The sequence below is a fragment of the Micromonospora sp. NBRC 110009 genome, assembly GCF_030518795.1.
Lineage (GTDB): Bacteria > Actinomycetota > Actinomycetes > Mycobacteriales > Micromonosporaceae > Micromonospora.
Map to the genome: position 1 here is coordinate 2101299 of NZ_CP130427.1, position 21358 is coordinate 2122656.

The 21358-nt window shown below is 72.7% G+C and carries 26 protein-coding genes and 3 tRNA genes; 18 read left to right on the forward strand and 11 right to left on the reverse strand.

Annotated elements, in window-relative coordinates:
- Positions 1-12: 12 nt before the first annotated feature.
- From crtI to Q2K19_RS10065, 12 genes are all read left to right on the forward strand, one after another.
- Positions 13-1494 (forward strand): phytoene desaturase family protein, encoded by a 1482-nt coding sequence (gene crtI, locus Q2K19_RS10010; RefSeq protein WP_302769773.1) that lies wholly within the window; start codon positions 13-15, stop codon positions 1492-1494.
- The gene (idi, locus tag Q2K19_RS10015) at positions 1491-2093 is read left to right on the forward strand and encodes an isopentenyl-diphosphate Delta-isomerase (protein ID WP_302769775.1); all 603 of its coding nucleotides are present in this window, start codon (positions 1491-1493) and stop codon (positions 2091-2093) included. Before crtI ends, idi begins: the two co-directional genes overlap by 4 nt.
- Positions 2083-3024 carry a MerR family transcriptional regulator gene (locus tag Q2K19_RS10020; RefSeq protein WP_302769778.1) on the forward strand — a complete coding sequence of 314 codons (942 nt, stop codon included), beginning with the start codon at positions 2083-2085 and terminating at the stop codon, positions 3022-3024. Before idi ends, Q2K19_RS10020 begins: the two co-directional genes overlap by 11 nt.
- Before the next feature lie 76 nt (positions 3025-3100).
- A complete protein-coding gene (locus Q2K19_RS10025) occupies positions 3101-3883 on the forward strand; it encodes a polysaccharide deacetylase family protein (protein ID WP_302769781.1) in 783 nt (260 codons plus the stop codon).
- 155 nt (positions 3884-4038) lie between these two features.
- A tRNA-Glu gene (locus Q2K19_RS10030) sits at positions 4039-4111 on the forward strand.
- A gap of 34 nt (positions 4112-4145) precedes the next feature.
- Positions 4146-4219 (forward strand) — tRNA-Asp (locus Q2K19_RS10035).
- Between the two features lie 75 nt (positions 4220-4294).
- Positions 4295-4368: transfer RNA gene (locus Q2K19_RS10040), tRNA-Phe, on the forward strand.
- 150 nt (positions 4369-4518) lie between these two features.
- The gene (locus tag Q2K19_RS10045; protein ID WP_302769784.1) at positions 4519-4647 is read left to right on the forward strand and encodes a hypothetical protein; all 129 of its coding nucleotides are present in this window, start codon (positions 4519-4521) and stop codon (positions 4645-4647) included.
- A gap of 90 nt (positions 4648-4737) precedes the next feature.
- Positions 4738-5022, forward strand: a complete 285-nt coding sequence (locus Q2K19_RS10050; protein WP_302769786.1) for a hypothetical protein — start codon at positions 4738-4740, stop codon at positions 5020-5022.
- 477 nt (positions 5023-5499) lie between these two features.
- Positions 5500-5931, forward strand: a complete 432-nt coding sequence (locus tag Q2K19_RS10055; RefSeq protein WP_302769788.1) for a hypothetical protein — start codon at positions 5500-5502, stop codon at positions 5929-5931.
- Between the two features lie 200 nt (positions 5932-6131).
- Positions 6132-6650 carry an SUKH-4 family immunity protein gene (locus Q2K19_RS10060; protein WP_302769790.1) on the forward strand — a complete coding sequence of 173 codons (519 nt, stop codon included), beginning with the start codon at positions 6132-6134 and terminating at the stop codon, positions 6648-6650.
- A 337-nt stretch (positions 6651-6987) separates the two neighbouring features.
- Positions 6988-7782, forward strand: a complete 795-nt coding sequence (locus Q2K19_RS10065) for a hypothetical protein (protein ID WP_302769792.1) — start codon at positions 6988-6990, stop codon at positions 7780-7782.
- 9 nt (positions 7783-7791) lie between these two features.
- On the opposite strand, the gene Q2K19_RS10070 is transcribed toward Q2K19_RS10065, so the two are convergent.
- Positions 7792-8700 carry a hypothetical protein gene (locus tag Q2K19_RS10070; protein ID WP_302769794.1) on the reverse strand — a complete coding sequence of 303 codons (909 nt, stop codon included), beginning with the start codon at positions 8698-8700 and terminating at the stop codon, positions 7792-7794.
- A 218-nt stretch (positions 8701-8918) separates the two neighbouring features.
- Here Q2K19_RS10070 and Q2K19_RS10075 point away from each other — a divergent pair, with 218 nt between their 5' ends.
- Complete coding sequence (locus Q2K19_RS10075) at positions 8919-9434, forward strand: SRPBCC family protein (protein ID WP_302769795.1); 516 nt, start codon at positions 8919-8921, stop codon at positions 9432-9434.
- Positions 9435-9446: 12 nt separating this feature from the next.
- Here the strand turns inward: Q2K19_RS10075 and Q2K19_RS10080 are convergent, their stop codons facing one another.
- Positions 9447-10154 carry a DUF2786 domain-containing protein gene (locus Q2K19_RS10080; protein ID WP_302769797.1) on the reverse strand — a complete coding sequence of 236 codons (708 nt, stop codon included), beginning with the start codon at positions 10152-10154 and terminating at the stop codon, positions 9447-9449.
- Between the two features lie 29 nt (positions 10155-10183).
- A complete protein-coding gene (locus tag Q2K19_RS10085) occupies positions 10184-10573 on the reverse strand; it encodes a hypothetical protein (RefSeq protein ID WP_302769799.1) in 390 nt (129 codons plus the stop codon).
- A gap of 166 nt (positions 10574-10739) precedes the next feature.
- Between Q2K19_RS10085 and Q2K19_RS10090 the strand changes: the two genes are divergently transcribed.
- Positions 10740-12086, forward strand: coding sequence for an ABC transporter substrate-binding protein (locus tag Q2K19_RS10090; RefSeq protein ID WP_302769802.1), 1347 nt, complete (start codon positions 10740-10742; stop codon positions 12084-12086).
- A gap of 56 nt (positions 12087-12142) precedes the next feature.
- On the opposite strand, the gene Q2K19_RS10095 is transcribed toward Q2K19_RS10090, so the two are convergent.
- Both Q2K19_RS10095 and Q2K19_RS10100 read right to left on the reverse strand, forming a co-directional pair.
- Positions 12143-12886 carry an enoyl-CoA hydratase/isomerase family protein gene (locus tag Q2K19_RS10095; RefSeq protein ID WP_302769805.1) on the reverse strand — a complete coding sequence of 248 codons (744 nt, stop codon included), beginning with the start codon at positions 12884-12886 and terminating at the stop codon, positions 12143-12145.
- Positions 12883-13740, reverse strand: a complete 858-nt coding sequence (locus Q2K19_RS10100; protein ID WP_302769807.1) for a 3-hydroxyacyl-CoA dehydrogenase family protein — start codon at positions 13738-13740, stop codon at positions 12883-12885. The genes Q2K19_RS10095 and Q2K19_RS10100 overlap by 4 nt, the downstream gene beginning before the upstream one ends.
- A 165-nt stretch (positions 13741-13905) precedes the next feature.
- On the opposite strand from Q2K19_RS10100, the gene Q2K19_RS10105 reads away from it, so the two are divergent.
- Positions 13906-14193, forward strand: coding sequence for a hypothetical protein (locus tag Q2K19_RS10105; protein ID WP_302769809.1), 288 nt, complete (start codon positions 13906-13908; stop codon positions 14191-14193).
- 46 nt (positions 14194-14239) lie between these two features.
- Here Q2K19_RS10105 and Q2K19_RS10110 read toward each other — a convergent pair whose 3' ends face one another.
- Complete coding sequence (locus Q2K19_RS10110; protein ID WP_302769811.1) at positions 14240-15019, reverse strand: class I SAM-dependent methyltransferase; 780 nt, start codon at positions 15017-15019, stop codon at positions 14240-14242.
- 54 nt (positions 15020-15073) lie between these two features.
- On the opposite strand from Q2K19_RS10110, the gene Q2K19_RS10115 reads away from it, so the two are divergent.
- Entirely contained in the window at positions 15074-15454 is a 381-nt protein-coding gene (locus Q2K19_RS10115) for a PPOX class F420-dependent oxidoreductase (protein WP_302769813.1), read from the forward strand.
- Between the two features lie 94 nt (positions 15455-15548).
- Here the strand turns inward: Q2K19_RS10115 and Q2K19_RS10120 are convergent, their stop codons facing one another.
- Together Q2K19_RS10120 and Q2K19_RS10125 are read right to left on the reverse strand one after the other, a co-directional pair.
- Entirely contained in the window at positions 15549-15758 is a 210-nt protein-coding gene (locus tag Q2K19_RS10120) for a BldC family transcriptional regulator (RefSeq protein WP_007073996.1), read from the reverse strand.
- Between the two features lie 253 nt (positions 15759-16011).
- Positions 16012-16851 carry a hypothetical protein gene (locus tag Q2K19_RS10125; protein ID WP_302769815.1) on the reverse strand — a complete coding sequence of 280 codons (840 nt, stop codon included), beginning with the start codon at positions 16849-16851 and terminating at the stop codon, positions 16012-16014.
- A 173-nt stretch (positions 16852-17024) separates the two neighbouring features.
- Here Q2K19_RS10125 and Q2K19_RS10130 point away from each other — a divergent pair, with 173 nt between their 5' ends.
- Together Q2K19_RS10130 and Q2K19_RS10135 are read left to right on the forward strand one after the other, a co-directional pair.
- A complete protein-coding gene (locus Q2K19_RS10130) occupies positions 17025-18107 on the forward strand; it encodes a Glu/Leu/Phe/Val family dehydrogenase (RefSeq protein WP_302769817.1) in 1083 nt (360 codons plus the stop codon).
- 302 nt (positions 18108-18409) lie between these two features.
- Positions 18410-18628 carry a DUF3073 domain-containing protein gene (locus Q2K19_RS10135; protein ID WP_091668151.1) on the forward strand — a complete coding sequence of 73 codons (219 nt, stop codon included), beginning with the start codon at positions 18410-18412 and terminating at the stop codon, positions 18626-18628.
- Positions 18629-18770: 142 nt separating this feature from the next.
- On the opposite strand, the gene amcA is transcribed toward Q2K19_RS10135, so the two are convergent.
- The 3 genes from amcA to purM form a co-directional block, all read right to left on the reverse strand.
- Entirely contained in the window at positions 18771-19007 is a 237-nt protein-coding gene (gene amcA / locus Q2K19_RS10140) for a multiple cyclophane-containing RiPP AmcA (protein ID WP_302769821.1), read from the reverse strand.
- A complete protein-coding gene (gene amcB, locus Q2K19_RS10145; protein WP_302772394.1) occupies positions 18976-20079 on the reverse strand; it encodes a cyclophane-forming radical SAM peptide maturase AmcB in 1104 nt (367 codons plus the stop codon). Before amcB ends, amcA begins: the two co-directional genes overlap by 32 nt.
- Positions 20080-20201: 122 nt before the next feature.
- On the reverse strand, positions 20202-21356 hold the full coding sequence (gene purM / locus Q2K19_RS10150; RefSeq protein WP_302769824.1) for a phosphoribosylformylglycinamidine cyclo-ligase: 1155 nt from the start codon (positions 21354-21356) through the stop codon (positions 20202-20204).
- Positions 21357-21358: the final 2 nt, after the last annotated feature.

The window sequence follows — 21358 nt, forward strand, 5'->3', positions numbered from 1 at the left end:
GGAGGTGGTCGCGTGCGGAGCGTGACCGGACGTACCGACCGGGTCGTGGTCGTCGGCGCCGGCCTGGGCGGGCTGGCCTGCGCGCTGCACCTGGCCGGGAGCGGCCGGCAGGTGACCGTCCTGGAACGCGAGCCGGTGCCGGGCGGGCGCGCCGGCCGGCTCAGCGTCGACGGGTACGAGTTCGACACCGGCCCGACCGTGCTGACCATGCCCGACCTGATCGCCGAGGCGCTCAGCGCGGTCGGCGAGGAGCTGACCGACTGGCTCGACCTGACCCCGCTCGACCCGGCCTACCGGGCGTACTACCCGGACGGGTCGACGCTGGACGTCATCGCCGACACCACCCGGATGGCCGCCGAGATCGCCCGGGTCTGCGGCCCCCGTGAGGCCGACGGCTACCTGCGCTTCGTCGACTACGCGCGGAACCTGTGGCGGTGGGAGCGGGCCGACTTCATCGAGCGCAACCTGGACGCGCCGACCGACCTGCTCACCGGCAACCTGCTGAAGCTGCTGGCGAACGGGGCGTTCCGGCGGCTCCAGACGAAGATCAACCAGTTCTTCCGCGACCCGCGTACCCAGCGGATCTTCTCCTTCCAGGCCATGTACGCGGGCCTCGCCCCGCACGACGCGCTGGCCATCTACGCGGTCATCGCGTACCTCGACTCGGTGGCCGGGGTGTGCTTCCCGCGCGGCGGCATCCACGCGGTCTCCCGGGCGATGGCCGGCGCGGCGGAGAAGCACGGCGTGCAGATCCGGTACGGGACCACGGTGACCCGGGTCGAGACCACGCACGGCCGGGCCACCGGGGTGGTGACCGCCGACGGCGAACTGGTCCCCGCGGACGTGGTGGTGCTCAATCCCGACCTGCCGGTCGCCTACCGCGACCTGCTCCCCGCGGGCCGGCAGCGGCGGCTCACCTACTCGCCCTCGTGCGTCGTGCTGCACGTCGGTTCGACGCGGGGCTACGCGAAGATCGCCCACCACAACATCCACTTCGGGCGGTCCTGGAAGGGCACGTTCGACGAGGTGATCCGGCGAGGCGAGCTGATGACCGACCCGTCGCTGCTGGTCACGAACCCGAGCCGGAGCGACCCGTCGGTGGCCCCGGCCGGCCGGCACACCTACTACGTGCTCGCCCCGGTGCCGAACCTCGACCGGGCCCCGTTCGACTGGCCCGGCGACCTGACCCACCGCTACACCGACCAGCTCGTCGGGACGCTGGAGGAGCGGGGCTACGTCGGCTTCGGCGACGGGATCGAGGTGCTGCGCGCGGTCACCCCGGCCGAGTGGGCGGAGCAGGGCATGGCCGCCGGCACCCCGTTCGCCGCCGCACACAGCCTCTTCCAGACCGGACCGTTCCGCCCGTCCAACCTGCACCGGACGCTCGGCAACGTGGTCTTCGTCGGCTCCGGCACCCAGCCCGGCGTGGGCGTGCCGATGGTCCTGATCAGCGGCAAGCTCGCCGCCGCCCGCGTCACCGGGAGGACGTCATGACCGCCCGCGAGGGACACCTGGTCGAGCTGGTCGACGACGCCGGGCAGGTGCTCGGCGCGGCGACCGTGTCCGCCGCCCACCAGCCGCCCGGTCGGCTGCACCGGGCGTTCTCGGTGCTCCTGGTCGACCCGCAGGGCCGGACCCTGCTCCAGCAGCGGGCCGCCGCGAAGACCCGGTTCCCGCTGCGCTGGGCCAACTCCTGCTGCGGGCACCCGCTGCCGGGCCAGTCGCCGGTCGAGGCGGCCAACCGCCGCCTCGCCGAGGAACTCGGCATCGGCCCGGTCGACCTCACCGAGGTCGGGGTGTACGTCTACTACGCCGAGGACCCGGCGACCGGCCGCGTCGAGTTCGAGTACGACCACGTGCTCCGTGCCGAGGTGCCCGCCGACCTGGCCAGCCGGCCGGATCCCGACGAGGTGGCCGCCCTGCGCTGGGTCGACCCGCGCGAACTGGAGGCCGACCTCGACGCCGACCCGCGCGCGTACGCGCCGTGGCTCGGCGGGGTGGTGAACCGGCTGCTGCGGCCGGCGCGGCCCGCCGGCGAGGCGCCCGGCGCCGTCCCGGCCGACGAGGCACCGGAGCGGCCGGGTGGCCGATGAGGCGCTGAGCGCGGGGGCCGTCGCGCGCCGGCTGGGGGTCGCGGTCACCACGCTGCGCACCTGGCACCAGCGCTACGGTCTCGGTCCCAGCCAGCACGTACCGGGACAGCACCGGCGCTACACGCCGGCCGATCTCGCGCGCCTCGAGATCATGCGGCGGCTCACCGCCGAGGGGGTCACCCCGGCCGAGGCGGCCCGCTGGGCGCGGCAGGCATCCGGGGCCAGCCCGGTCGGCCTCAGGACGCGGCGTCCAGGCGACACCCGGGACGGCGGCGGGACGACCATTCCCGTCGGCCGGGCCGGGCCGCTCGCCCGGGGCCTGGCCCGCGCCGCCATGCGGCTGGACCCGGTGGCCATCGGCGAGACGATCGCGCACGCCCTCGACACCGACGGTGTGGTGGCGACCTGGGACGGCCTGCTCCGGCCGGTGCTCGCCGGCATCGGCGAGCGGCACGCCGCCACCGCCGGGCTGATCGAGGTGGAACACCTGATGTCCCGCTCCGTCTCCGAGGCGTTCGCCACGGTGGCCCGGGCGCGGCCGCCCGCCGGGCCGGCCCGGATCCTGCTCTCCTGCGCCGACGAGGAGCAGCACACCCTGCCGCTCGAGGCGCTGGCCGCCGCCCTCGCCGAGGCCGGGGTGGGCTACCGCCTGCTGGGGGCGCGGGTGCCGGAGGCGGCCCTGCTCGAGGCGGTCGCCCGGACCGGACCGGCGGCCGTCGTGCTCTGGTCGCACACCCCGGCCACCGCCGATCCCCACCAGCTCGCCGCGCTGCTCGCCGCCCCGCGCCGGCCGCTGCTGGTGCTCGCGGCGGGGCCGGGCTGGCGGGCCGAAACCCTGCCCGCCGGTGTGGCCCGCCCGGTGGACCTGACCGAGGCGGTCTCGCTGGCGCTGGCCGTCCGGGACTCGCTGGACCAGTCCGCGGCCGGCTGACCCGCCCTCCCGCTGTGGCGCTTCGTCCACTACGGTCGGAAAGTCCGCGTACCCCGACCCCCCTTCGGGAGCGACGATGCGTCCACGCGCCGCGCTGGCGCTCGCCCTCGGCCTGGTCCTCTTCCTGACCGGCTGCGGCGACCCCGGCAAGACCCAGTCCCGGGCCGGCGGCCCGCCGGCGGCCACGGCGACCCCGAAACCGAAGGCGACCCCCCAGCCGCACCCGAGCCGCACCACCCGGCCGAAGCTGCGTCCGTTGCCGAGGACGCTGCCCGCCGGCCTCCGCCGGAGCAGCGGCGACCGGGGGATCGCGCTGACCTTCGACGACGGGCCGGACCCACGGTGGACGCCGCAGGTGCTCGCCCAGTTGCGGGCGGCCCACGTCACCGCGACGTTCTGCTTGATCGGCCGGCAGGCCCGGCGCTACCCGCAGCTGGTGGCGCGGATCGTCCGCGAGGGCCACCAACTCTGCAACCACAGCTGGCGGCACGACCTCAACCTGGGCCGCCGGCCGGTCGCCGAGATCCGCGCCGACCTGCTCCGCACCAACCAGGCGATCCGGGCGGCCGTGCCGCACGCGCGGATCGCGTGGTTCCGCCAGCCCGGCGGCCGGTGGACCCCGGAGGAGGTGACCGTGGCCCGCCAGCTGGGCATGCGGTCGCTGCACTGGAGCGTCGACCCGCAGGACTGGGACGAGCCGACCGCGGCGACGATCATCAAGCGGGTGGAGTCGGCCGCCCGCCCCGGCTCGATCGTGCTGATGCACGACGGGGGCGGCGACCGGAGCCAGACGATGGCCGCCTGCCGGCAGCTGATTCCCGACCTCAACCGGCGGTTCCGGATCTCCCGGCTCCGGTGATACCGCCCCTGAGCTGCGGTTTCGCCCTCGGGTGTGCCCAGAGCCATACCGGTTTGGTCGACCGACAGGGCATGACATATGCTTCTCATGCCTCCGGCGGGGCCGGATGGGAGCAAGTCCGCTTGAAGTTGCGAGTGTGCAATGATGGCGGGGCCGCCCTCATCGTCTAGCGGCCCAGGACGCCGCCCTTTCAAGGCGGTAGCACGGGTTCGAATCCCGTTGGGGGCACGGTCCGGCATCAGGTCGGATGCAACACCAGCTAGGTCCTGTGGAGCAGTTGGAGTGCTCGCCGCCCTGTCAAGGCGGAGGTCGCGGGTTCAAGTCCCGTCAGGACCGCAAGCGCTGACGCCGCGCCTCGCATGCGCGGCGTTCTGCGTATCGGCCTGTGCGGTAGCATGAGCCGAGCACCACGGCCAGGTAGCTCAGTTGGTACGAGCGTCCGACTGAAAATCGGAAGGTCGGCGGTTCGACCCCGCCCCTGGCCACATAGCCTTTCGCCGGGCTACAGCAGCGCCGACCAGCGGAAACGCCGGTCGGCGCTTTGCTTTGCCTCCCGCCAGCCCTTCTGTCCGGTCTGCCCCTCGTTGACCCTGGGATCCCGCTGATGGCCGGCCCTAGTTGCACGTCACTCGTCCATGGCGGCGGCTCGTCGGTACCTGCACGCCGTCGACGGGCGGGACCGGGAGATCGCGAAGGCCCTGTCGGAACTGGCCGCGCACGGTGATGTTGCACGGCTGCCCCGGCACATCACCATGCGGCGCTAGTTGGTGAGTGCCATGGAGGCCTTTCCCGGGTGTTTCATGAAGCCTGGAACGGGGAGACGGCGCACTGGGCGTGCTGTAGGAGGTTCCCTCGTGACCGAGCAACAGCAGCAGATGAACATCGACATGCAGGATGCGCTCCTGGTCATTCACCGCGCTGCCGTAAGGCACCAGGACGACCAACTGCACCAGGCGGCCGGAAGCATCAGCCGAGCGCTGGAAAAGCTGGGGCAGCCGTGCCCCGAGAGACCGGAATATCGCCACTGCCCAGTGTGCAATGCCAAGCCTGGGCAGTTCTGCATAACGGTGCCGGGACGCCCGTTGGACGACTCGGCAACCACGCACCGGGAGCGGGCGACCGAGGGGGCGTGCGCCTAGTTGCACGCTAGTTGCACGGCGACCTCGGCGGCTCCCTGACCTGCCGAAATGCGGGTGCCTGAAAATCGGAAGGTCGGCGGTTCGACCCCGCCCCTGGCCACATAGCCTTTCGCCGGGCTATTGCAGCGCCGACCAGCGGAAACGCCCGGTCGGCGCTTTGCTTTGCCTCCCGCCAGCCCTTCTGTCCGGTCTGACCCTCGTTGGCCCTCAAATCACGCTGATGGCCGCCCCTTATCGCACGTTCATCTACGGACCGGGCTTGCTTCCGGGAAGATCGCCTCGGTGTGGCCGGCTCGACACCTGGCAGGGCAGCCGCCAGCGTCCCTCAACCGAAGCCGTGACCGTGCCCTCGACTGCAATGAGGAACAGCGACAGGCGCGATGCGGAAGGGGGGCGGCTAGACAGCAACAGACGGCGCGCGCCATCTCGTCCAATTTCCCGGCTCAGTCCCGTCGGAAGGCCTGGCATGCTGACGGCATGTCGAGCATTGCCGATTCTGCTACGGGCCGCCGACCGCCGCTTTTGCGCACCGTCGTCGCCGCCCAGCTTGCGCTAATCGTCGCCTTCGTCCTCGTCGCAGCAGTCTGGCTCGGCCGGATGGCCGCCGCCGAGGTGGGCCCGGACGAAATGCAGACAGGGGCGTACGACCCGAAGGACCTGGTCCCGTTCGGGATGCACGGGTGGAACCCTTTCATGTGGCTGTATGGGATCACCTCGCTGCTCTATCTCGGCGGATTGGCCAGCCCGCTGCTGGCGCTCTACTCGGCGGCGCTGCTGGCTCGGGAGCGGCACGAACTGTCACGGCGATCTCGGGTCCTCCTGCTGGTCGGGATCGTGGGCGGGGTGGCGGTGACCGTGCTCCGCTTCATTCCGGCTGGTGCCGACATGCAGGCATGGTGGCTCGACTGACTGGTGTGCATCGACAAAGCCCCGGCTGCGCGCACCGCCAGTTTGGAAGAGCGCGCTCAACCGGCCGTGATGCCCGAAACGCCTGCTCCCAGCGGCCTGGCCGCTCGCCTCTCGTGCCCGCTCGTGACCGTTGCGCCCTGGGCGACTGGCCCGTGGATGGCCCATACGCCTCTGAAGGCAACGGTGTCATCATCAGCAGCATGAGTGAGGAGCTACACCGCCTGCCGGCGGTAGAGCTGGCGAGGCTCGACCTTCCGGACGCCGCCAAAGCGATGCTCGCCCGGGGACTTCCTATCGAGGTGACAATCAGCGACTTGATGCCGACCGTCTTCTCCTCGGCTCTGGGCGACGGCGCGGTTCGCGCCACCTCAACGGACGCCTCCGCCGATGGCTACGTGATCGGCTCGATCAAGGACACGTTCGAACCAAGAGTCGACTTGGCCACCTTCGTGCTTGAACGCGGTACAGGGCATGTGCTGCTTCTTGATCAGAGTGCGGATAGGGAAGCGGGGTTCGTCAACTCGGACATTGGCAGCTTCTTGAGTTGCCTGAACGAGTTGCTGGACATCATGGCTGAAGCCCGCAGCTTCCCCGGCGATGATGAGGCAGGTGAACGGCTCTCGGCCGCTCTGAGGTCCCGCATTGCCTCGGTCGATCCCCTGGCCATTCAGAAGGACGGCTACTGGGGCATGTGGGTTGATGACCTGCTCGTCGGCTAAGAGCGGATCTCCTCGTCGGGCAGTCGTGACGGTGTCTCTCGTGATGTTCGTAGTGTTGCTGGTCGCGGTGTTCGTCTATGTAGGTTGGCGCGACCGTAGTCGGCGCCCTTCGGCTGAGGATCCGACTGCCGCACGCGACGCCAGCGCCGGTCAGACTCGGCACGAGGCAGAGCGTCACTTCGTTCAGGGTCAGGCAGCACGACGCCACACCCCCAACCGCACGTAAGCGAGCTCGCCCCGCGTCGGTGCCGGACGGGATCCTCTCGGGGTCGGCCTCGGGGCTGAGCCGGGGATCGTCCCGATGGTGCCGGGCAGGGACGCTGCGAAGACTGGTCGCATGACCTCAACCGGAGCCGTGCGCCGCATCCTCGGTCGTGTTCTCACCCCCTGGCAGGTTGCCTACGGGGCGGAGACCCGGCGACGGCTCGCCTGGTCCGTCGTCGCCGTGCCGCGCGCCCTGGCCACGCTGGCCCAGGCCGCCCGCCGGCCGGGACGGGTCCGCGGGGTGGCCCGCGCCCTGCTCGCCCTGCCGGTCGCCCTCACCGGGTCGGCGCTCACCGCCACGCTCGCCTTCCTGGTGCTGATCAACGTGCCGGCGTACGGGTTCCGCCCCTGGCTCGGGCTGGTCGAGGACACCGGGGCCGACTGGTACGCCCACTCCTGGGGCGGGCCGACCCTGGCCGGCGCCTGGGCCACCCACGCCGCCGGCGTCCTGCTGCTGGTGCTGCCGGTGGTGGCCTGGGCCGTCCGGGGCCTCACCGCCCTCCAGTGGCGGCTGACCGGGACCACCCCGAACCCGCCGGCGAACGGCGACGCCGCCCACCCGGCACCGCACCGGTCCGCCCCGCACGTCGCCGCTCCGGTCCCGCCGGCCCGGGCCGTGGTGCGGCCGTCGGGGCGGGCCGGGGTCCGGCCGGCGGGCCGGGGGCTGCACCGGGTCGCGGCCGGGCTGGCGGCACTCGGTCTGCTCGTGGCGTTCTCGCTGACCGCGCACGCCAACGGAATCGGCGACAACCTCCTCTGGACGCCCCGGGACGCGACGAGCGGCGTCGCTCTCGCGGTGACCCTCGCGCCCGTCGCGGGGTTGCTGCTGCTGCGGCGTACGGCCTGGTGGCGCGCCACTCGGCACTGACCCGACCGGCTAGCGGCCGGGGCGCTGCGGCCGGTTCTGGCTCATCCCGCTCTGGATCGCCTCCCAGACGCTCCGGCCCGCCTGGCGCAGCGTCTCCCCGGCCTGGCCGGCGAGTTGGGCCGCCCCGGCGGGCTTCCCGGCCTCGGCGCCCTGCCCCGGCCCGGCACCGGACGGCGGTGGGGCACCGCCCGTGCCGGCAGCACCCTGGCTGGTCTTCGCCTCCCCGCCGCCACCGCGCCCGGCCTGTCCACCACCGGGTCGCTCGCCCCCGCCCGGCCGGCGGGAACCCGGAGTCCCGCCGCCCGACGGGGGAACTCCCGCCCCTCCCGGCTGCTCCTGCCCCGCCCGGCCGGTGGGCGGCTCGGGGGGCTGGGCGCGGCCGGCAGGCGGCGGAGTCGGCGGGGTCGGCGGGGTCGCTGCGGTGATCCCCTCCCGTAGCGTCCGGTCGGCCACCGCGCCGACCTTCCCGATCTGCTGCCCGGCCTGGTTGACGACCGGCGCGGCCTCGCCGGTGAGCTTCTGGCCCGTCCGGTTCACGTCCTCCGGACCGGTCGCCGCGGCCCGGGCCAGCGCGTCGATGATCTGCGGGTTCCGGTCGAGGGTGGTGAGCGCCCGGTCGAGGATCTGCACCAGCTTCTCCAGGCGGACCTTGAGCAGCGCCTCGGCGCTGACCCCGGTGACGTCGAGCTCCACGCCCTCCAGGTGGACCCGGACCCCGGCATCGAGCTGGAGCAGGTTGGCCAGCCGGGCGCGCAGCGACAGGTCGGCGTCGAGTCCGTCCACCGCGAGCCGGATCTGGTCGACCGTCACCTCGGGGATGTCCAGCAGGACGTCCGGCTCCGCCGACGCCCCAGCCCGCCGGCTGAGGCGCTCGCTGGTTGGGTCCGGTTCCTGCCCGGTGGCTGCGCTCTCGCTCATGCTTCCCGCTCCCCGCTGGCCCGTCCGCCCGGGCCGGATCAGCCGCGGATACCCGGTTTCGGCCGGGGCATCCGTACCGGCCCGGGTTCGTCACCGCGCCGCCCGGGAGCGCGGTGGGCAACCCTCGGAACACTGTCGGGAAAACGGGCGCGCGATGTCCGGAAAGCTGGGGTACGCGAAGCTGCACAGCCGGGCATCAGCCGGTATGGTCCGGGCCTATGGGACAGGAGATGGCCGACCCGGATGAGGTCCGTCAGGAATTCGACCGATTCTCCCTCCGCAGCAGCCTCCTCGCCCCAGCCTCCGCCGACCGGGCGTTCGCCGTCTTCACCGGGTCGCTGACCGACTGGTGGGTGCGCGAATACACCTGGTCGGGGCCGGCGGCGCTGGCCGAGCTCGGCATCGAGCCCCGGGCCGGCGGCATGCTCTACGAGATCGGCCCGTACGGCTTCCGGAACGACTGGGGCCGGGTGCTCACCTGGGACCCGCCCCGGCGGCTGGTCTTCACCTGGCAGCTCGGGCCCGACCGGTTGCCGGTCCCGGACCCGGCGCGGGCCAGCGAGGTCGAGGTGCTCTTCCTGCCCGAGCGGTCCGAACGGACCCGGGTCGAGGTCGAGCACCGCAACTTCGACCGGCACGGCGCGGCCGCCGAGGGCTACCGCGAGGCGCTCACCGCCGGCTGGCACGAACTCCTCAGCCGCTACCTGGCCATGCTCGCCCGCACCACGGCCTGAGGTCGCTCCCGGTCAGCGGCCGAGGCCCCGGGCGTCGGCCGGGCCGCCGGTCACCCCGGTGCCGCCCAGATCGGCCCGGCGGCCCGCCTCGGCGCCCCGGCCGAAGCCAGTGCCCGCGAGCCGGCGCGGCGGGGCGGTACGCAGCCGCGGGTAGACCTCCGCGAGCCGCCGCTGGACCCGGTCGGACCGGTCGGCGAGCACCAGCGCGACCGAGGGCGCCCCGGACTCGGCGACCGCGCCGGCCTCGGCGACCCGCAACCGCTCCGCCACGGCGTGCGCGAAGCCGGCCAGCCAGGTACGCCGGAACGCGGCCGGATGCTCCCCGGCCGGCACGCCGGTCCGGGCCAGCCCGTGCGCGGCCTGCACCAGCAGCGAGGTGAAGAGCAGCTCGACCCGTTCCAGGTCGCTGGCGAAGCCGAACAGGTGCATGGCGAAGCCGTTGCCCTGCCGGCGTCGCACACAGCGGCAGCGCAGCGGGTCGGCCACCGCGGCCAGCAGGCCGGCCTTGTCCCGGGCGTACGGGGCCACCACCTCGACCACCCGGTCACCGACCGGATCGGTGGCTGGCGCGCGGGCGGCGAGCAGCGCCCGGTCGACGCCGTAGCGGGCGATCAGCTCGGTCGCCTTGGCCATGAACGCCGCCGCCTCGGCGGGCGTGCAGGCCGGGTCCTCGGCCTGGGCGAGCAGCTTGCGCACCTTGCTCAGCATCGCCTCGGACATGCCCCAGAGCTACCACAGCGCCGGTGCGGTCAGCCCACCCGGCTGCGCAGCGTCGCCACCGTGGACCCGGCGAGGGTGAGCAGGCAGTCCGGCAGCTGCCCGTCGGCCACCGCGGCCCCGAACAGCGCCTCGCCCGTGTCGGCGTCGTCGTTCGCGTACGCGCTGACGAAACGGGCCACCCAGCGGGTGTCGTAGTCGGCCTGGTCGATCCCGGGAAAGTCGAGGGCGCAGCCGCCCGCGGGAGCGTCGTCACCGACCATCGTGGCCGCCAGGCACCACGCCACCCCGTACGCGCCGGCCAGGCCGGAGCGGTCCACCACCGCGTCGAAGGTGCCCACCACACCGTCGCCGTCGCCCGCCAGTGCCGAGCGGAGCACGGCGGTCGCGTCGTCCAGCGTCTGCTGTGCTTCGTCGGTCACCTGCCGAAGCGTAGGACCGGCGGTCAAGCGGTGACCCCGGAACAGCCCGACCATCACGCTCCGTGAAACCCGCAGTCGGGCTGCCGACGGAGCGACCTCCACGGTCCCGCGTTCCGCGCCGGCACGCTAGTGTGCGCAACGGACCTTCGCCGGAGGAAGGACGACCATGCTCGTATCACGCGCGTCGCGCGCGGCCCTGTCCACGGCCTGCGCGGCGCTCCTGCTCGCCACCAGCGGCTGCGGGAGCGACAAGCCCGAACAGGCGACCACCACAACCCAGGTGCGCCTCTACGGCACCGACGGCAACATGCAGAACTCGTACGCCGACGAGCTGAAGGACCGCGCGGACCTTCTCAACGGCATGAAGGGCACGATCCCGCTCACGCCGCTGCCCGAAAGCTTCAAGGACCGGCTACGCACGGTAGACCCCAAGCTGCGGGACTACCTCTACTCGGCGGAGTCGTACGACGCGGTGGTGATCAGCGCGCTGGCCGCCCAGCTCGCCGGCGCCACCCAGCCGACCGAGATCGCCAAGCAGATCGTCGGGGTGACCACCGGCGGCCAGCGCTGCGAGGACGCGGCGACCTGCCTGCAGCTCGCCCGGGCCGGGCGGGACATCGAGTACCGCGGGGTGTCGCTGAACCGCGCCGGGTTCACCGACGCCGGCGAGCCGGCCACCGCCAGCTACGCCACCCTGCACTTCGACGACCAGAAGATCAACGACGGCAAGACCGAGTTCGTCGGCGCCGGCGACGAGTCGGCCGCGAGCACCAAGGCCCCGCCGCCGGGGAAGAAGCAGCGCGGCAGCAAGCCCGACAAGAGCGCCGGCGCCCCGCTGGTCCTCGGCGGCCTGCTGCCGAAGACCGGTGACCTGGCGCTGGCGTACCCGCCGATGGCGGCCGGGGTGGCGCTCGCCCTACGGGACATCGACGCGGCCGGCGGGGTGCTCGGCGAGCCGGTGAAGTGGATCGACGGCGACGACGGCACCGACCCGAAGGTGGCGAAGGCGACGGTGGCCTCGCACATCAGCGCGGGCGTGCAGGTCATCATCGGTGCGGCCGCCTCCGGCATCTCCCGGGCCGTGCTGCCCGACGTGGTGGCCGCCAACCGGATCCTGTTCTCCCCGTCGAACACCGACGCCGGGCTGACCACGGTGGACGACAAGGGTCTCTACTTCCGCACCGCCCCGCCGGACGGCCTGCAGGGCCGGGCGCTGGCCGACGTGATCCTGCGGGACGGCCCGCACAAGATCGCCATCGTGGCCCGTAAGGACTCCTACGGTGAGGGCCTCCAGGAGAACGTCCGCGCCGAGCTGGAGCGGGCCGGCATGGGCGCCGACCGGGTCAAGCTGCTCTCCTACGACGTGCCCGAGGGCGAGCAGCCGCTGGACTTCTCCGCCGGGGCCAAGGAGATCAAGGAGTACGGGGCGGACGCCGTGCTGGTCATCGGCTTCGGCGAGTCGGCCAAGGTGATCACCGCGCTGGCCGACGCCGGGGTGCAGCTCCGGCACTGATCGACGACGACGAGGGCCGCACCGGGCGAACCGGTGCGGCCCTCGTCGTGTCCGGGTCAGCGGGAGCGGCGCCGCTCCAGGAACTCGGTCATCCGCCGGTGCTTCTCCTCGTCCTCGAAGAGCACCGCTTGGCCGAGCAGGTCGAGTTGCGGGTGGGCGGCGGCCGGGGCGTCCACGGCCAGCTTGGTCAGCCGCAGCGCCAGCGCCGAGCCCTTCGCGATCTCGTCGAGCAGGCCGTGCGCGGTGGGCAGCAACTCCGCCGGCTCGGCCACCACCCGGTTGACCAGCCCGATCCGCAGCGCCTCGTCGGCGTCCACCCGCCGGCCGGTGAAGAGCAGCTCCTTGGCCCGGGCCTCGCCGACCAGGGCCGGCAGCCGGTGGGTCGCGCCCGCGCCGGCCAGGATGCCCAACCGCACCTCGGGCTGGCCGAACACCGCGCGCGCCGTGCACACCCGCAGGTCGCACGCGTACGCCAGCTCGGCGCCGCCGCCCAGCGCGGGGCCGTCCACGGCCGCCACGGTCGGCATCGGCAGCGCCCGGATCCGGGCGAAGGCGGCCTGGTTGATGGCGGCCAGGGCGTCCAGCCGGCCGCGCTCGCGGAGCTGGGCGATGTCCGCCCCGCCGGCGAAGATGCCGTCCGTCCCGCCGGTGAGCAGCAGCAGCCGCGGGCGCGCCTCCAGCTCGGCACAGACCGCGTGCAGCTCGGCGATCAGGTCGGCGTCGATGGCGTTGCGCTTCTCCGGCCGGTCCAGCGTGACCACCAGCCGGTCCGGCAGCTCCTCGATCCGCAGCCCGCTCATGCCTTCTGTCCGTCCTTCCACGTGTAGAAGCCCTGGCCGGATTTCTTGCCCAGCCGGCCGGCGGCCACCATCTCCGCCAGCAGCGGCGGCGGCGCGAACCGGTCCCCGTACGCGGCCTGGAGGGTGCGGGCGATGTCGAGGCGGACGTCCAGCCCGACCAGGTCGCTCAGCTCCAGCGGGCCGACCGGGTGCCGGTAGCCGAGCACCATGGCCTTGTCGATGTCGGCGGGGCTGGCCACCCCGTCGGCGACCATCCGGATCGCCTCCAGACCGAGGGTCACCCCGAGCCGGGAGGTGGCGAAGCCGGGCATGTCGCGTACGACGACGGGGTCCTTGCCCAGCCGCCCGGCGAGCGCAACGGCCGCCTCGGTGGTCGCCGGCGCGGTGGCCGGGCCGACCACGATCTCCAGCAGGGCCATTGCCCAGACCGGGTTGAAGAAGTGCAGGCCGAGGAAGTCCGCCGGGCGGTCCAGCCCTTCGGCCAGCGCGGCGATCGGGATGCTGGAGGTGTTGCTGCCGAGCAGGGCGGGACGCCGCGCCTCGGCCGCCCGCAGCACCGACCGCTTGAGGTCTGGCCGCTCGGGAACGGCCTCCACGATCACGTCCGGTCCCTCGGCGACGTCGGCGAGGCCGGCCCGCAGGGTGACCCGCTCCCGGTTCGCCGTCGCCTCCTCGCCGGTCAGCTTGCCGCGCTGGACCCCGCGCTCCCACAGCTCGCCGAGGCGGCGTACGGCGGCCGCACCGCGCTCCGCGTCCACCTCGACCAGCTCGACCGCGTAGCCGGCGCCGGCCGCCACGTACGCGATGCCGAGGCCCATCGTGCCGGCCCCGACGACCACAAAACGACCACTCATGACGTCCCCTCGCCGCGTGCGGTGGCGCGCGGGGTCTCCGGCACGCCGGGCCGCCCGCTCCGCTCGTTCCTGGATGCGACCCTATGCAGGGCCGGCCCGCCGGGCATGCGTGGGGGCGCGCCGGATCGGGTACAGACGGCCGTCGACGCCGAGGGAAGGATCGAGATGAGCCAGGCACCGGAGAACGCGGAGAGCGCCGAGACCGTGGAGACCCGCGGCGACGAGCGGGTGGACCTGCTCCGCGCGGACACCAACAACGACGGGCAGACCGACGTGTGGGTGGTGGACACCGACGGCGACGGGAAGGCCGACCTGTTCCAGTTCGACACCGACGGTGACGGCAAGGTGGACATCACGATGGTCGACATCGACGAGGACGGCACCCCGGACGAGGTGGTCGACGGCGACGGCGGCCTCCCGCCCGAGCAGACCACCCCCACCGTGCAGGTGTGAAAGGAAGGGTCCCCTGTTAACGCCTGGCGATTGCAGGGGACCCTTCCTAACGCTTGAGCTTGAGGGTGGCGAGGTAGTAGGGGCGGTCGGCCTCGTCCACGTCGACCAGGCGCCATGGCGAGCCGTGGACCAGCTCGGCCAGTTCGTCGACCGAGCACACCAGATAGTCGAACCACTCGGTGCCGAGCATCCGATAGCGCAGCCGCAGCCGGAGTTGGCCGCCGAGCCGGCCCCGCCGCCGGTTCTGTTCGTGGTAGCTCGTGTGCACCGGGTCGGTGGTGCCGTACGGGTCGGTGCCGTGCGCGATCACCTGCGCCCCCGGCCGGGCCAGCGCGGCGAGCGCGGCCAGGAAGCGAGGTGCCCGCTCCCGCCCCTCGATCAGCCCCAGGTTGTTGCCGAGCAGCAGGAAGGTGTCGTAGCGCCGCCCGTCGGCGACGTGCTCGTCGACGGTGCCGTGCACCAGGTCGCGGACGCCCCGGTGGCGGCAGACCCGCAGCGCGCCGGCCGAGGTGTCCAGCCCGGTGACCGGCACCTCCTGCTCCTGGAGGTGCAGCGCGATCCGGCCGGCGCCGACGCCGACGTCCAGCACCTGGCCGCGGACCCGGGCCACCGCCCGGTGGTCGTAGGGTTGCCAGTGCTCCGGCGGGTCCAGGTAGTGGGCGGTAGGGGCGCCGTTGACCAGGCCGTCGTCCCGCTCGATGATCTCGATGACCGGCCGGGGCAGCCGACCGCCGACCAGCGGCCGGGGCCCGATCCCGGTGGCGACGGCGTACGCGTCGCGGATCATCTCGCCGAACACGTCGCCGATCGTGGGTTCCCCGGTCACGGCGATCACGCTATCCGGGCTCCGTCCGGCTGTCGCGCCCGTATCCTGGGCGGCGTGACGGACCTGGACCGCCTGGCGGCGGAGAAGTACGTGCTACTGACGACCTTCCGGAAGGACGGTCGGGCGGTGCCGACGCCGGTCTGGGCGGTGCGGGACGGCGAGGCGCTGGCAGTGTGGACGGTGTCGGACTCCGGGAAGGTGAAACGGATCCGGCGGGACGGGCGGGTGACGGTGGCCCCGTGCGACGTGCGCGGGCGGCCGCACGGCGAGGCGGTGCCGGCGCACGCGGCGATCTACGACCTGGACGGGACCCGGCGGATCCGCGGCCTGTTGAAGCAGAAGTACCGGATGATCGGCCGGCTGAGCCTGCTCGGCAGCCGGCTGCGCCGGGGCGAGGGCGGCACGGTCGGGCTGCGGATCGTGCTCGACAGCTAGCCCGGCCCCGGACACGACGAAGGGCGGCGGGATCGTCGCTCTCGCGTACGTCCGGCCGCCCCTGATCGGAACGCCTGAGAAAACGTCCGGGTCTTCAGTCCCCCTGACGCTGCTGGGGGATCTGCCCCTGCAGCAGGGCCCGGACCTCGGACTCGCGGTAACGGCGGTGGCCACCAAGGGTCCGGATGGCGCTGAGCTTGCCAGCCTTGGCCCACCGGGTCACCGTCTTCGGGTCGACACGGAACATCGACGCGACCTCGGCCGGCGTGAGTAGCGGCTCTGGTTCGTGCGTTCGCGATGCCATCGGGGTCACTCCTCCACAGTTATAGACATCGGCCGGGGTCCCGCCGGCCGACGCGTCTCCCATGGTCCGGCTAGTCCCCGATGTCCGACATGGGCCGAACGGCTGAAGGTCCCTAGACGGACGGATGAACCATGCCCGATTTTTACGACTTTTATGCCGCAGAACCTACCTTAATCGGACTCATGATCACCGTTCGTGATGCGTCAGCTACGAGACAGTCTCGTATCGACGGTCCCTAAGCGGGCAATCCGCCCTAGTTGCAGCGCTCCAGCAACTGCACCGCCCGCCACCGGGCGACCAGCTTGTCGTACGCCCCCGAGGCCTCCTCCGCCTCGCCCCGGGAGAGCCCGGCCAGCCCGGCGGCGACCAGCTCGGTCGAGTCGTCGGCCGCGAGGGTCTGGTCCGGCAGCAGCTGCACCAGGCCGCCGTAGTCCAGCTCCACCACCGAGCGCGGGTGGAACTCCTCCAGCCAGCGGGCGGCCTCCTCGACCGCCTCGGTGATCGGCGCCTCGCCGACCGACTTGCGCAGCACCGACAGCGCCCGGGACGACCGGCGGCGCGCCTTGGAGATCTCGGTCCGGTAGCGCAGCGCCCGCCGCCCCGGCTCGGTCACCAGCTGCCGCTCCTGAGCGTCGAAGAGCACGAACCAGCGCAGCGGCACTCCCCAGGTGGCGATCTGCTCGTGCACCCGGGGCACCCCGTGCTCCAGCACCCGCGCCCCGCTGCGCCAGTCCTCCACCACCGCCTTGGCCTGCCCGGCCAGGATCGGCGGGACGAACGCGTCGGCCAGCACCGAGGGGACGCCGTCCCGGGCGCTCAGCGCCGCCTCGGCCACCCGGACCCGCAGGTTCCACGGGCAGACCAGCAGCGTGTCGTCGGTCTCCAGCACGTACGCCTCGTCGGGCAGGTCGGGCAGCCGGGTCCAGCCCGCGCCGAGCGCCTCGATCACCGTGGTCCGCTGTCGGCCCGGCCCCTCCAGCGGGGCGACCGCGCGGCCCTCGTTGACGTACCGGCGCCAGAACGACTGACGCTCCCGGTCGAAGGCGGTCAGCGGCTCGTACACGCGCAGGTAAGAAGCGAAGAGCGACGGCACGGCGCGATCCTCCCACGAGACGGGACTCGTACGCCGCCGCCGCGACGAGGGTCCGTGACGTGCGCGACAGTACGGCTGCGGCCGATATTAGGCTCAGCAGCACCGGCACCATCCCGCCGGCGTGCCATCAGGTCCGCACCTCACAAGGGCGCACACCGACACAGGAGTCAGCCATGGGCGTATTCGCCAGCACCGACGACCCGGGATCCACGGGTCACGAACAGGTCGTGTTCTGCCAGGACAAGCAGTCCGGGCTGAAGGCGATCATCGGGATCTACTCCACAGCGCTGGGCCCCGCGCTCGGCGGTACCCGGTTCTACCCGTACGCCAGCGAGGAGGAGGCCCTCGCCGACGTGCTGGACCTCTCCCGCGGCATGGCGTACAAGAACGCCCTGGCCGGTCTCGACCTCGGCGGCGGCAAGGCCGTCATCTGGGGCGACCCGGAGCAGATCAAGAGCGAGGCGCTGCTGCGCGCGTACGGCCGCTTCGTGGAGTCCCTGGCCGGGCGCTACTACACCGCCTGCGACGTCGGCACCTACGTGGCCGACATGGACGTGATCGCCCGGGAGACCCGCTACGTCACCGGTCGCAGCGTGGAGCACGGCGGCGCCGGCGACTCCTCGATCCTGACCGCCTGGGGCGTCTTCCAGGGCATGCGGGCCGCCGCCGAGCACGTCTGGGGCTCCCCGACGCTCTCCGGCCGCCGGGTCGGTGTGGCCGGCCTCGGCAAGGTCGGCAAGTACCTCACCGGCCACCTGCTCTCCGACGGCGCGGAGGTCGTGGCGACCGACGTCAACCCGAAGGCCCTGGAGTGGGTGCGCGCCAACCACCCGCAGGTCGAGCTGGTGGACGACAGCGCCGCCCTGATCGCCGCCGACATCGACGTGTACGCCCCGTGCGCGCTGGGCGGCGCGCTGAACGACGACACGGTGCCGGTGCTGCGGGCCAAGGTGGTCGCCGGCGCGGCGAACAACCAGCTCGCCCACCCGGGCATCGAGAAGGTCCTCGCCGACCGGGGCATCCTCTACACCCCGGACTACGTGGTGAACGCCGGCGGTGTGATCCAGGTCGCCGACGAGATCGAGGGCTTCAACTTCGAGCGGGCCAAGCTGCGGGCCACCCGGATCTACGACACCACCCGGGAGATCCTCCGGCTCGCCGACGACGAGGGCGTCCCGCCGGCGGTGGCCGCGGACCGGCTCGCCGAGCGGCGGATGGCCGACGTCGGCCGGCTCCGGACGATCCACCTGCGCTGAACGTCACTCCGGGGGCGGGGCGGCGGCTCCGCCCCCGGCACACCGCCTCCGAGGGTCGGCGCTAAGCTCACGATTGGGACGCTTCGTACCGGTTTGCCCGCTGTCACGGCCGGCCCCGGCACCCACTCCTTACCGGGTACAATTTGTGACGGCCGGATAACTGCGACGCGCAGGGCCGGTTGACGGTAACCCGAGGTGCCGAACGGTGGCATCCCCATGTACCGTAAGAGCCACGAGAGATGCCTGACGTCATCGGGGCCCGCCTTCGGGCTGCCCCGCATTCTGTGCGAGGGGGTCGAGCCATGGGGCGCGGCCGTGCTAAGGCCAAGCAGACGAAGGTGGCGCGGGAGTTGAAGTACCACTCCCCGAACACCGACCTCACCGCCTTGCAGCGCGAGTTGGCGGGTGCTGGTGGGAAGTCTGAGCAGCACTTCGACGACGACTACAAAGAGTATGTCGACGACGATGATGAGGATCACGCGGACGACGACCCGGACACCTGGGCCCGTCCGACCCGCTGACCTCCGGTCGCATCTGAGCACGCGGTGACTCCCCGCGTGCTCACGTATGTGCCATCCAACGCGGCGCACCAACGATCAGGGACCTTGCCGTCCCGGAGCCACTCCGGCCGACCGGCGGGTCCCTGATCGTGGACGCGTACCCTCAGCGGGGCCGGTTGTTCCAGTTGTAGAACGTCGGGATGTTCTCGAAGTGGTTCCACGCGCACACCGCGCTGGCCCCGTCGCCGCCCGACACCTCCGCCCGCAGCAGCCGCGCGGCCTCCGCCTCGTGGAGCAGTGCGGTCAACCCCACGGCGGCTTCCCGCACCCGGGCGGCGACCCGGTCCGGGTCGGCTCCCCCGACGCGCTCAGGCTGCCGGTGACCCATGGTCTCGGGCATGCTCCAACACTCCCTCCAGTAGGTGGATCTTGCTGTTGCGGCAGTGCTCGGTCTCCGTACCGTCAAAACGCCCCAGCTCGAAGTAACGGTTGGCCGCGTGGCCACCGCCGCAGAAACCGAAGTAGGGGCAGGACGACCGGCAGGCCTCGACACCCGCGAGGAACTCACCCACCCAGGGCGTACCCCCGGCGCCGGCCAGGATCTCGGCCAGCGGGGCCGTCAGCACGTTACCGCTGCTGAAGTCGCCGTACCGGGGGTCGGTGAAACCGGCCAGCTCCGGGGAGAGCACGACCACCGACCCGTCGTGGGCGACGGTGGGGATCGGGTCCAGCTGCCGGGGCAGCAGCCCGTCCGCGGTGCCGTCCAGGACGGCACCGGCGTAGCGCAGCGACCACTCCACCTCGCGCAGGTGGATCCGGGGATCCCGGCGCCAGGCAGCCACCAGCTCCGCCCAGAACCCGGTCACCGCCGCCGCGTCCCGGGCGTTGCTCCGGGTGTTGACCCCCTCGGTCTCCTCGATGTTGATCCCGAGGACGTCGCAGCCGAGATCGAGGAAGTAGTCGTACAGCTCGGTGGCGAGACCCGGCTCCGGCCGGGAGACCACCGCCAGGGCCGAGAACGGCAGCCCGTGCCGGCGCAGCGCCGCCACCCCGGCCACGATCCGGTCGTACGCCGGCCGCCCGCCCCGGGTCACCCGCTCGGCGTTGCGCTCCCGCGGCCCGTCCACGCTCACGCTGACCCGGATGCCGTGTTCGGCGAAGAAGGCGGCCCAGGCGTCGTCGATCAGCGTGGCGTTGGTCTGGACGTGGTGCTCCACCTCCGGCGCGAACGGGGCGAGCAGGGCGGCCAGGTGCTCCCGGCCGGCCGCGAGGGGCTCCCCGCCGTGCCAGACGACGGAGAAGCGGCCGGCCGCCGCCCACGGGTTCACCGACGCCGCCACCGCCGCGGCGACCGCGACCGGCATCCGCCGGTCCACCGCCCGCATCGGCAGGTAGCAGTAGGCGCAGTCCAGGTTGCAGAGTGTGGTCGGCTGCATCACCACGTACGAGGGGACGGCGGCGAGACCTCGCATTCCGGTGTGCGTACGTGCAGCCATCAACCCTCCCCCGTCCAGCCTCAGACCCTTCAGGCTAGGCGGCGATGGCCACTCGGGTGAACCCCCGATCAGGTGCCCGGATGATCACCAGAGCGTGATCAACCCCGGGTGTGCTGCCCGATCATCTGCACGTTGCCCGAACCCTCGATGATCTCGCCGGCCTGCCAGGCGTCCACGCCGCGCCCGGTCAGGGTGGCCAGCGCGCGGTCGGCGTCCTCGGCCGAGACGATGGCGAACATGCCGACGCCCATGTTGAAGGTCGCCTCCATCTCCGGGTCCTCGATCCGGCCCTTGGACTGGATCAGGTCGAAGACGGGCTGCGGCTTCCAGGTCGACCGGTTGACCACCGCGTCGACGTGCTCCGGCAGGATCCGGACCAGGTTGCCGGGGATGCCGCCGCCGGTGACGTGGGCCAGCGCCCGCACGTCGGCCTCGGCGATCAGCTTGAGGCAGTCCTGCGCGTAGATCTTGGTCGGGGTGAGCAGCTCCTCGCCGAGGGTCCGCTGCCGGCCGAAGTCCTCGATCACCACGTCCAGGCGCATCCGGGCGGCCCCCAGCAGCACGTGCCGGACCAGCGAGTAGCCGTTGGAGTGCAGGCCGGAGGAGCGCATCGCGATGACGACGTCACCCACCTCGACCCGCTCCGAGCTGAGGATCTCGCTCTCCTCCACCACGCCGACGCCGGTCGCGGAGATGTCGTACTCGTCGGGGCGCAGCACCCCCGGGTGCTCCGCGGTCTCGCCGCCGAGCAGCGCGCAGCCCGCGTAGCGGCAGCCGTCGGCGATGCCCGCGCCGATCTCGGCGACCTTGTCCGGGACGACCTCGCCGGTGGCGATGTAGTCGAGCAGGAAGAGCGGCTCGGCGCCGCAGGCGACCAGGTCGTCGACGACCATCGCGACCAGGTCGATGCCGACCGTGTCGTGGATGTCGAGCTGCTGGGCGATGACCAGCTTGGTGCCGACCCCGTCGGTGGAGGAGGCCAGGATCGGGTTCTTGTACTTCTTGGTGTCCAGCCGGAACAGGCCGGCGAAGCCACCCAGGTCACCCATGACCTCCGGGCGCCGGGTCTGCTTGACCTTGGACTTGAGCAGCTCGACCGCGCGGTCGCCCGCCTCGATCGACACCCCGGCGTCGGCGTACGAGACCGAGCGTTTGCGCGTCGTGCGGCTGGTGCCGGCCATCCAGGGCTGGCGGTCACCGCCGGCGCCCGCCGGGCTGGTTCCTGCGCCGCTGCGCTCGGACACGTGCGTCACGG

Bases quoted from the DNA above. Each gene is read 5' to 3' on its own strand.
- Q2K19_RS10135 (WP_091668151.1), top strand. From the start codon at position 18,410: ATGGGGCGCGGCCGTGCTAAGGCCAAGCAGACGAAGGTGGCGCGGGAG.
- Q2K19_RS10105 (WP_302769809.1), top strand. From the start codon at position 13,906: ATGAGCCAGGCACCGGAGAACGCGGAGAGCGCCGAGACCGTGGAGACC.
- Q2K19_RS10130 (WP_302769817.1), top strand. From the start codon at position 17,025: ATGGGCGTATTCGCCAGCACCGACGACCCGGGATCCACGGGTCACGAA.
- Q2K19_RS10080 (WP_302769797.1), bottom strand. From the start codon at position 10,154: ATGTCCGAGGCGATGCTGAGCAAGGTGCGCAAGCTGCTCGCCCAGGCC.
- amcB (WP_302772394.1), bottom strand. From the start codon at position 20,079: ATGCGAGGTCTCGCCGCCGTCCCCTCGTACGTGGTGATGCAGCCGACC.
- Q2K19_RS10100 (WP_302769807.1), bottom strand. From the start codon at position 13,740: ATGAGTGGTCGTTTTGTGGTCGTCGGGGCCGGCACGATGGGCCTCGGC.
- Q2K19_RS10090 (WP_302769802.1), top strand. From the start codon at position 10,740: ATGCTCGTATCACGCGCGTCGCGCGCGGCCCTGTCCACGGCCTGCGCG.
- Q2K19_RS10070 (WP_302769794.1), bottom strand. From the start codon at position 8,700: ATGAGCGAGAGCGCAGCCACCGGGCAGGAACCGGACCCAACCAGCGAG.
- Q2K19_RS10120 (WP_007073996.1), bottom strand. From the start codon at position 15,758: ATGGCATCGCGAACGCACGAACCAGAGCCGCTACTCACGCCGGCCGAG.
- Q2K19_RS10055 (WP_302769788.1), top strand. From the start codon at position 5,500: ATGTCGAGCATTGCCGATTCTGCTACGGGCCGCCGACCGCCGCTTTTG.
- Q2K19_RS10095 (WP_302769805.1), bottom strand. From the start codon at position 12,886: ATGAGCGGGCTGCGGATCGAGGAGCTGCCGGACCGGCTGGTGGTCACG.
- idi (WP_302769775.1), top strand. From the start codon at position 1,491: ATGACCGCCCGCGAGGGACACCTGGTCGAGCTGGTCGACGACGCCGGG.
- amcA (WP_302769821.1), bottom strand. From the start codon at position 19,007: ATGCCCGAGACCATGGGTCACCGGCAGCCTGAGCGCGTCGGGGGAGCC.
- Q2K19_RS10045 (WP_302769784.1), top strand. From the start codon at position 4,519: ATGGCGGCGGCTCGTCGGTACCTGCACGCCGTCGACGGGCGGGACCGG.
- Q2K19_RS10065 (WP_302769792.1), top strand. From the start codon at position 6,988: ATGACCTCAACCGGAGCCGTGCGCCGCATCCTCGGTCGTGTTCTCACC.
- Q2K19_RS10025 (WP_302769781.1), top strand. From the start codon at position 3,101: ATGCGTCCACGCGCCGCGCTGGCGCTCGCCCTCGGCCTGGTCCTCTTC.
- Q2K19_RS10060 (WP_302769790.1), top strand. From the start codon at position 6,132: ATGAGTGAGGAGCTACACCGCCTGCCGGCGGTAGAGCTGGCGAGGCTC.
- Q2K19_RS10075 (WP_302769795.1), top strand. From the start codon at position 8,919: ATGGGACAGGAGATGGCCGACCCGGATGAGGTCCGTCAGGAATTCGAC.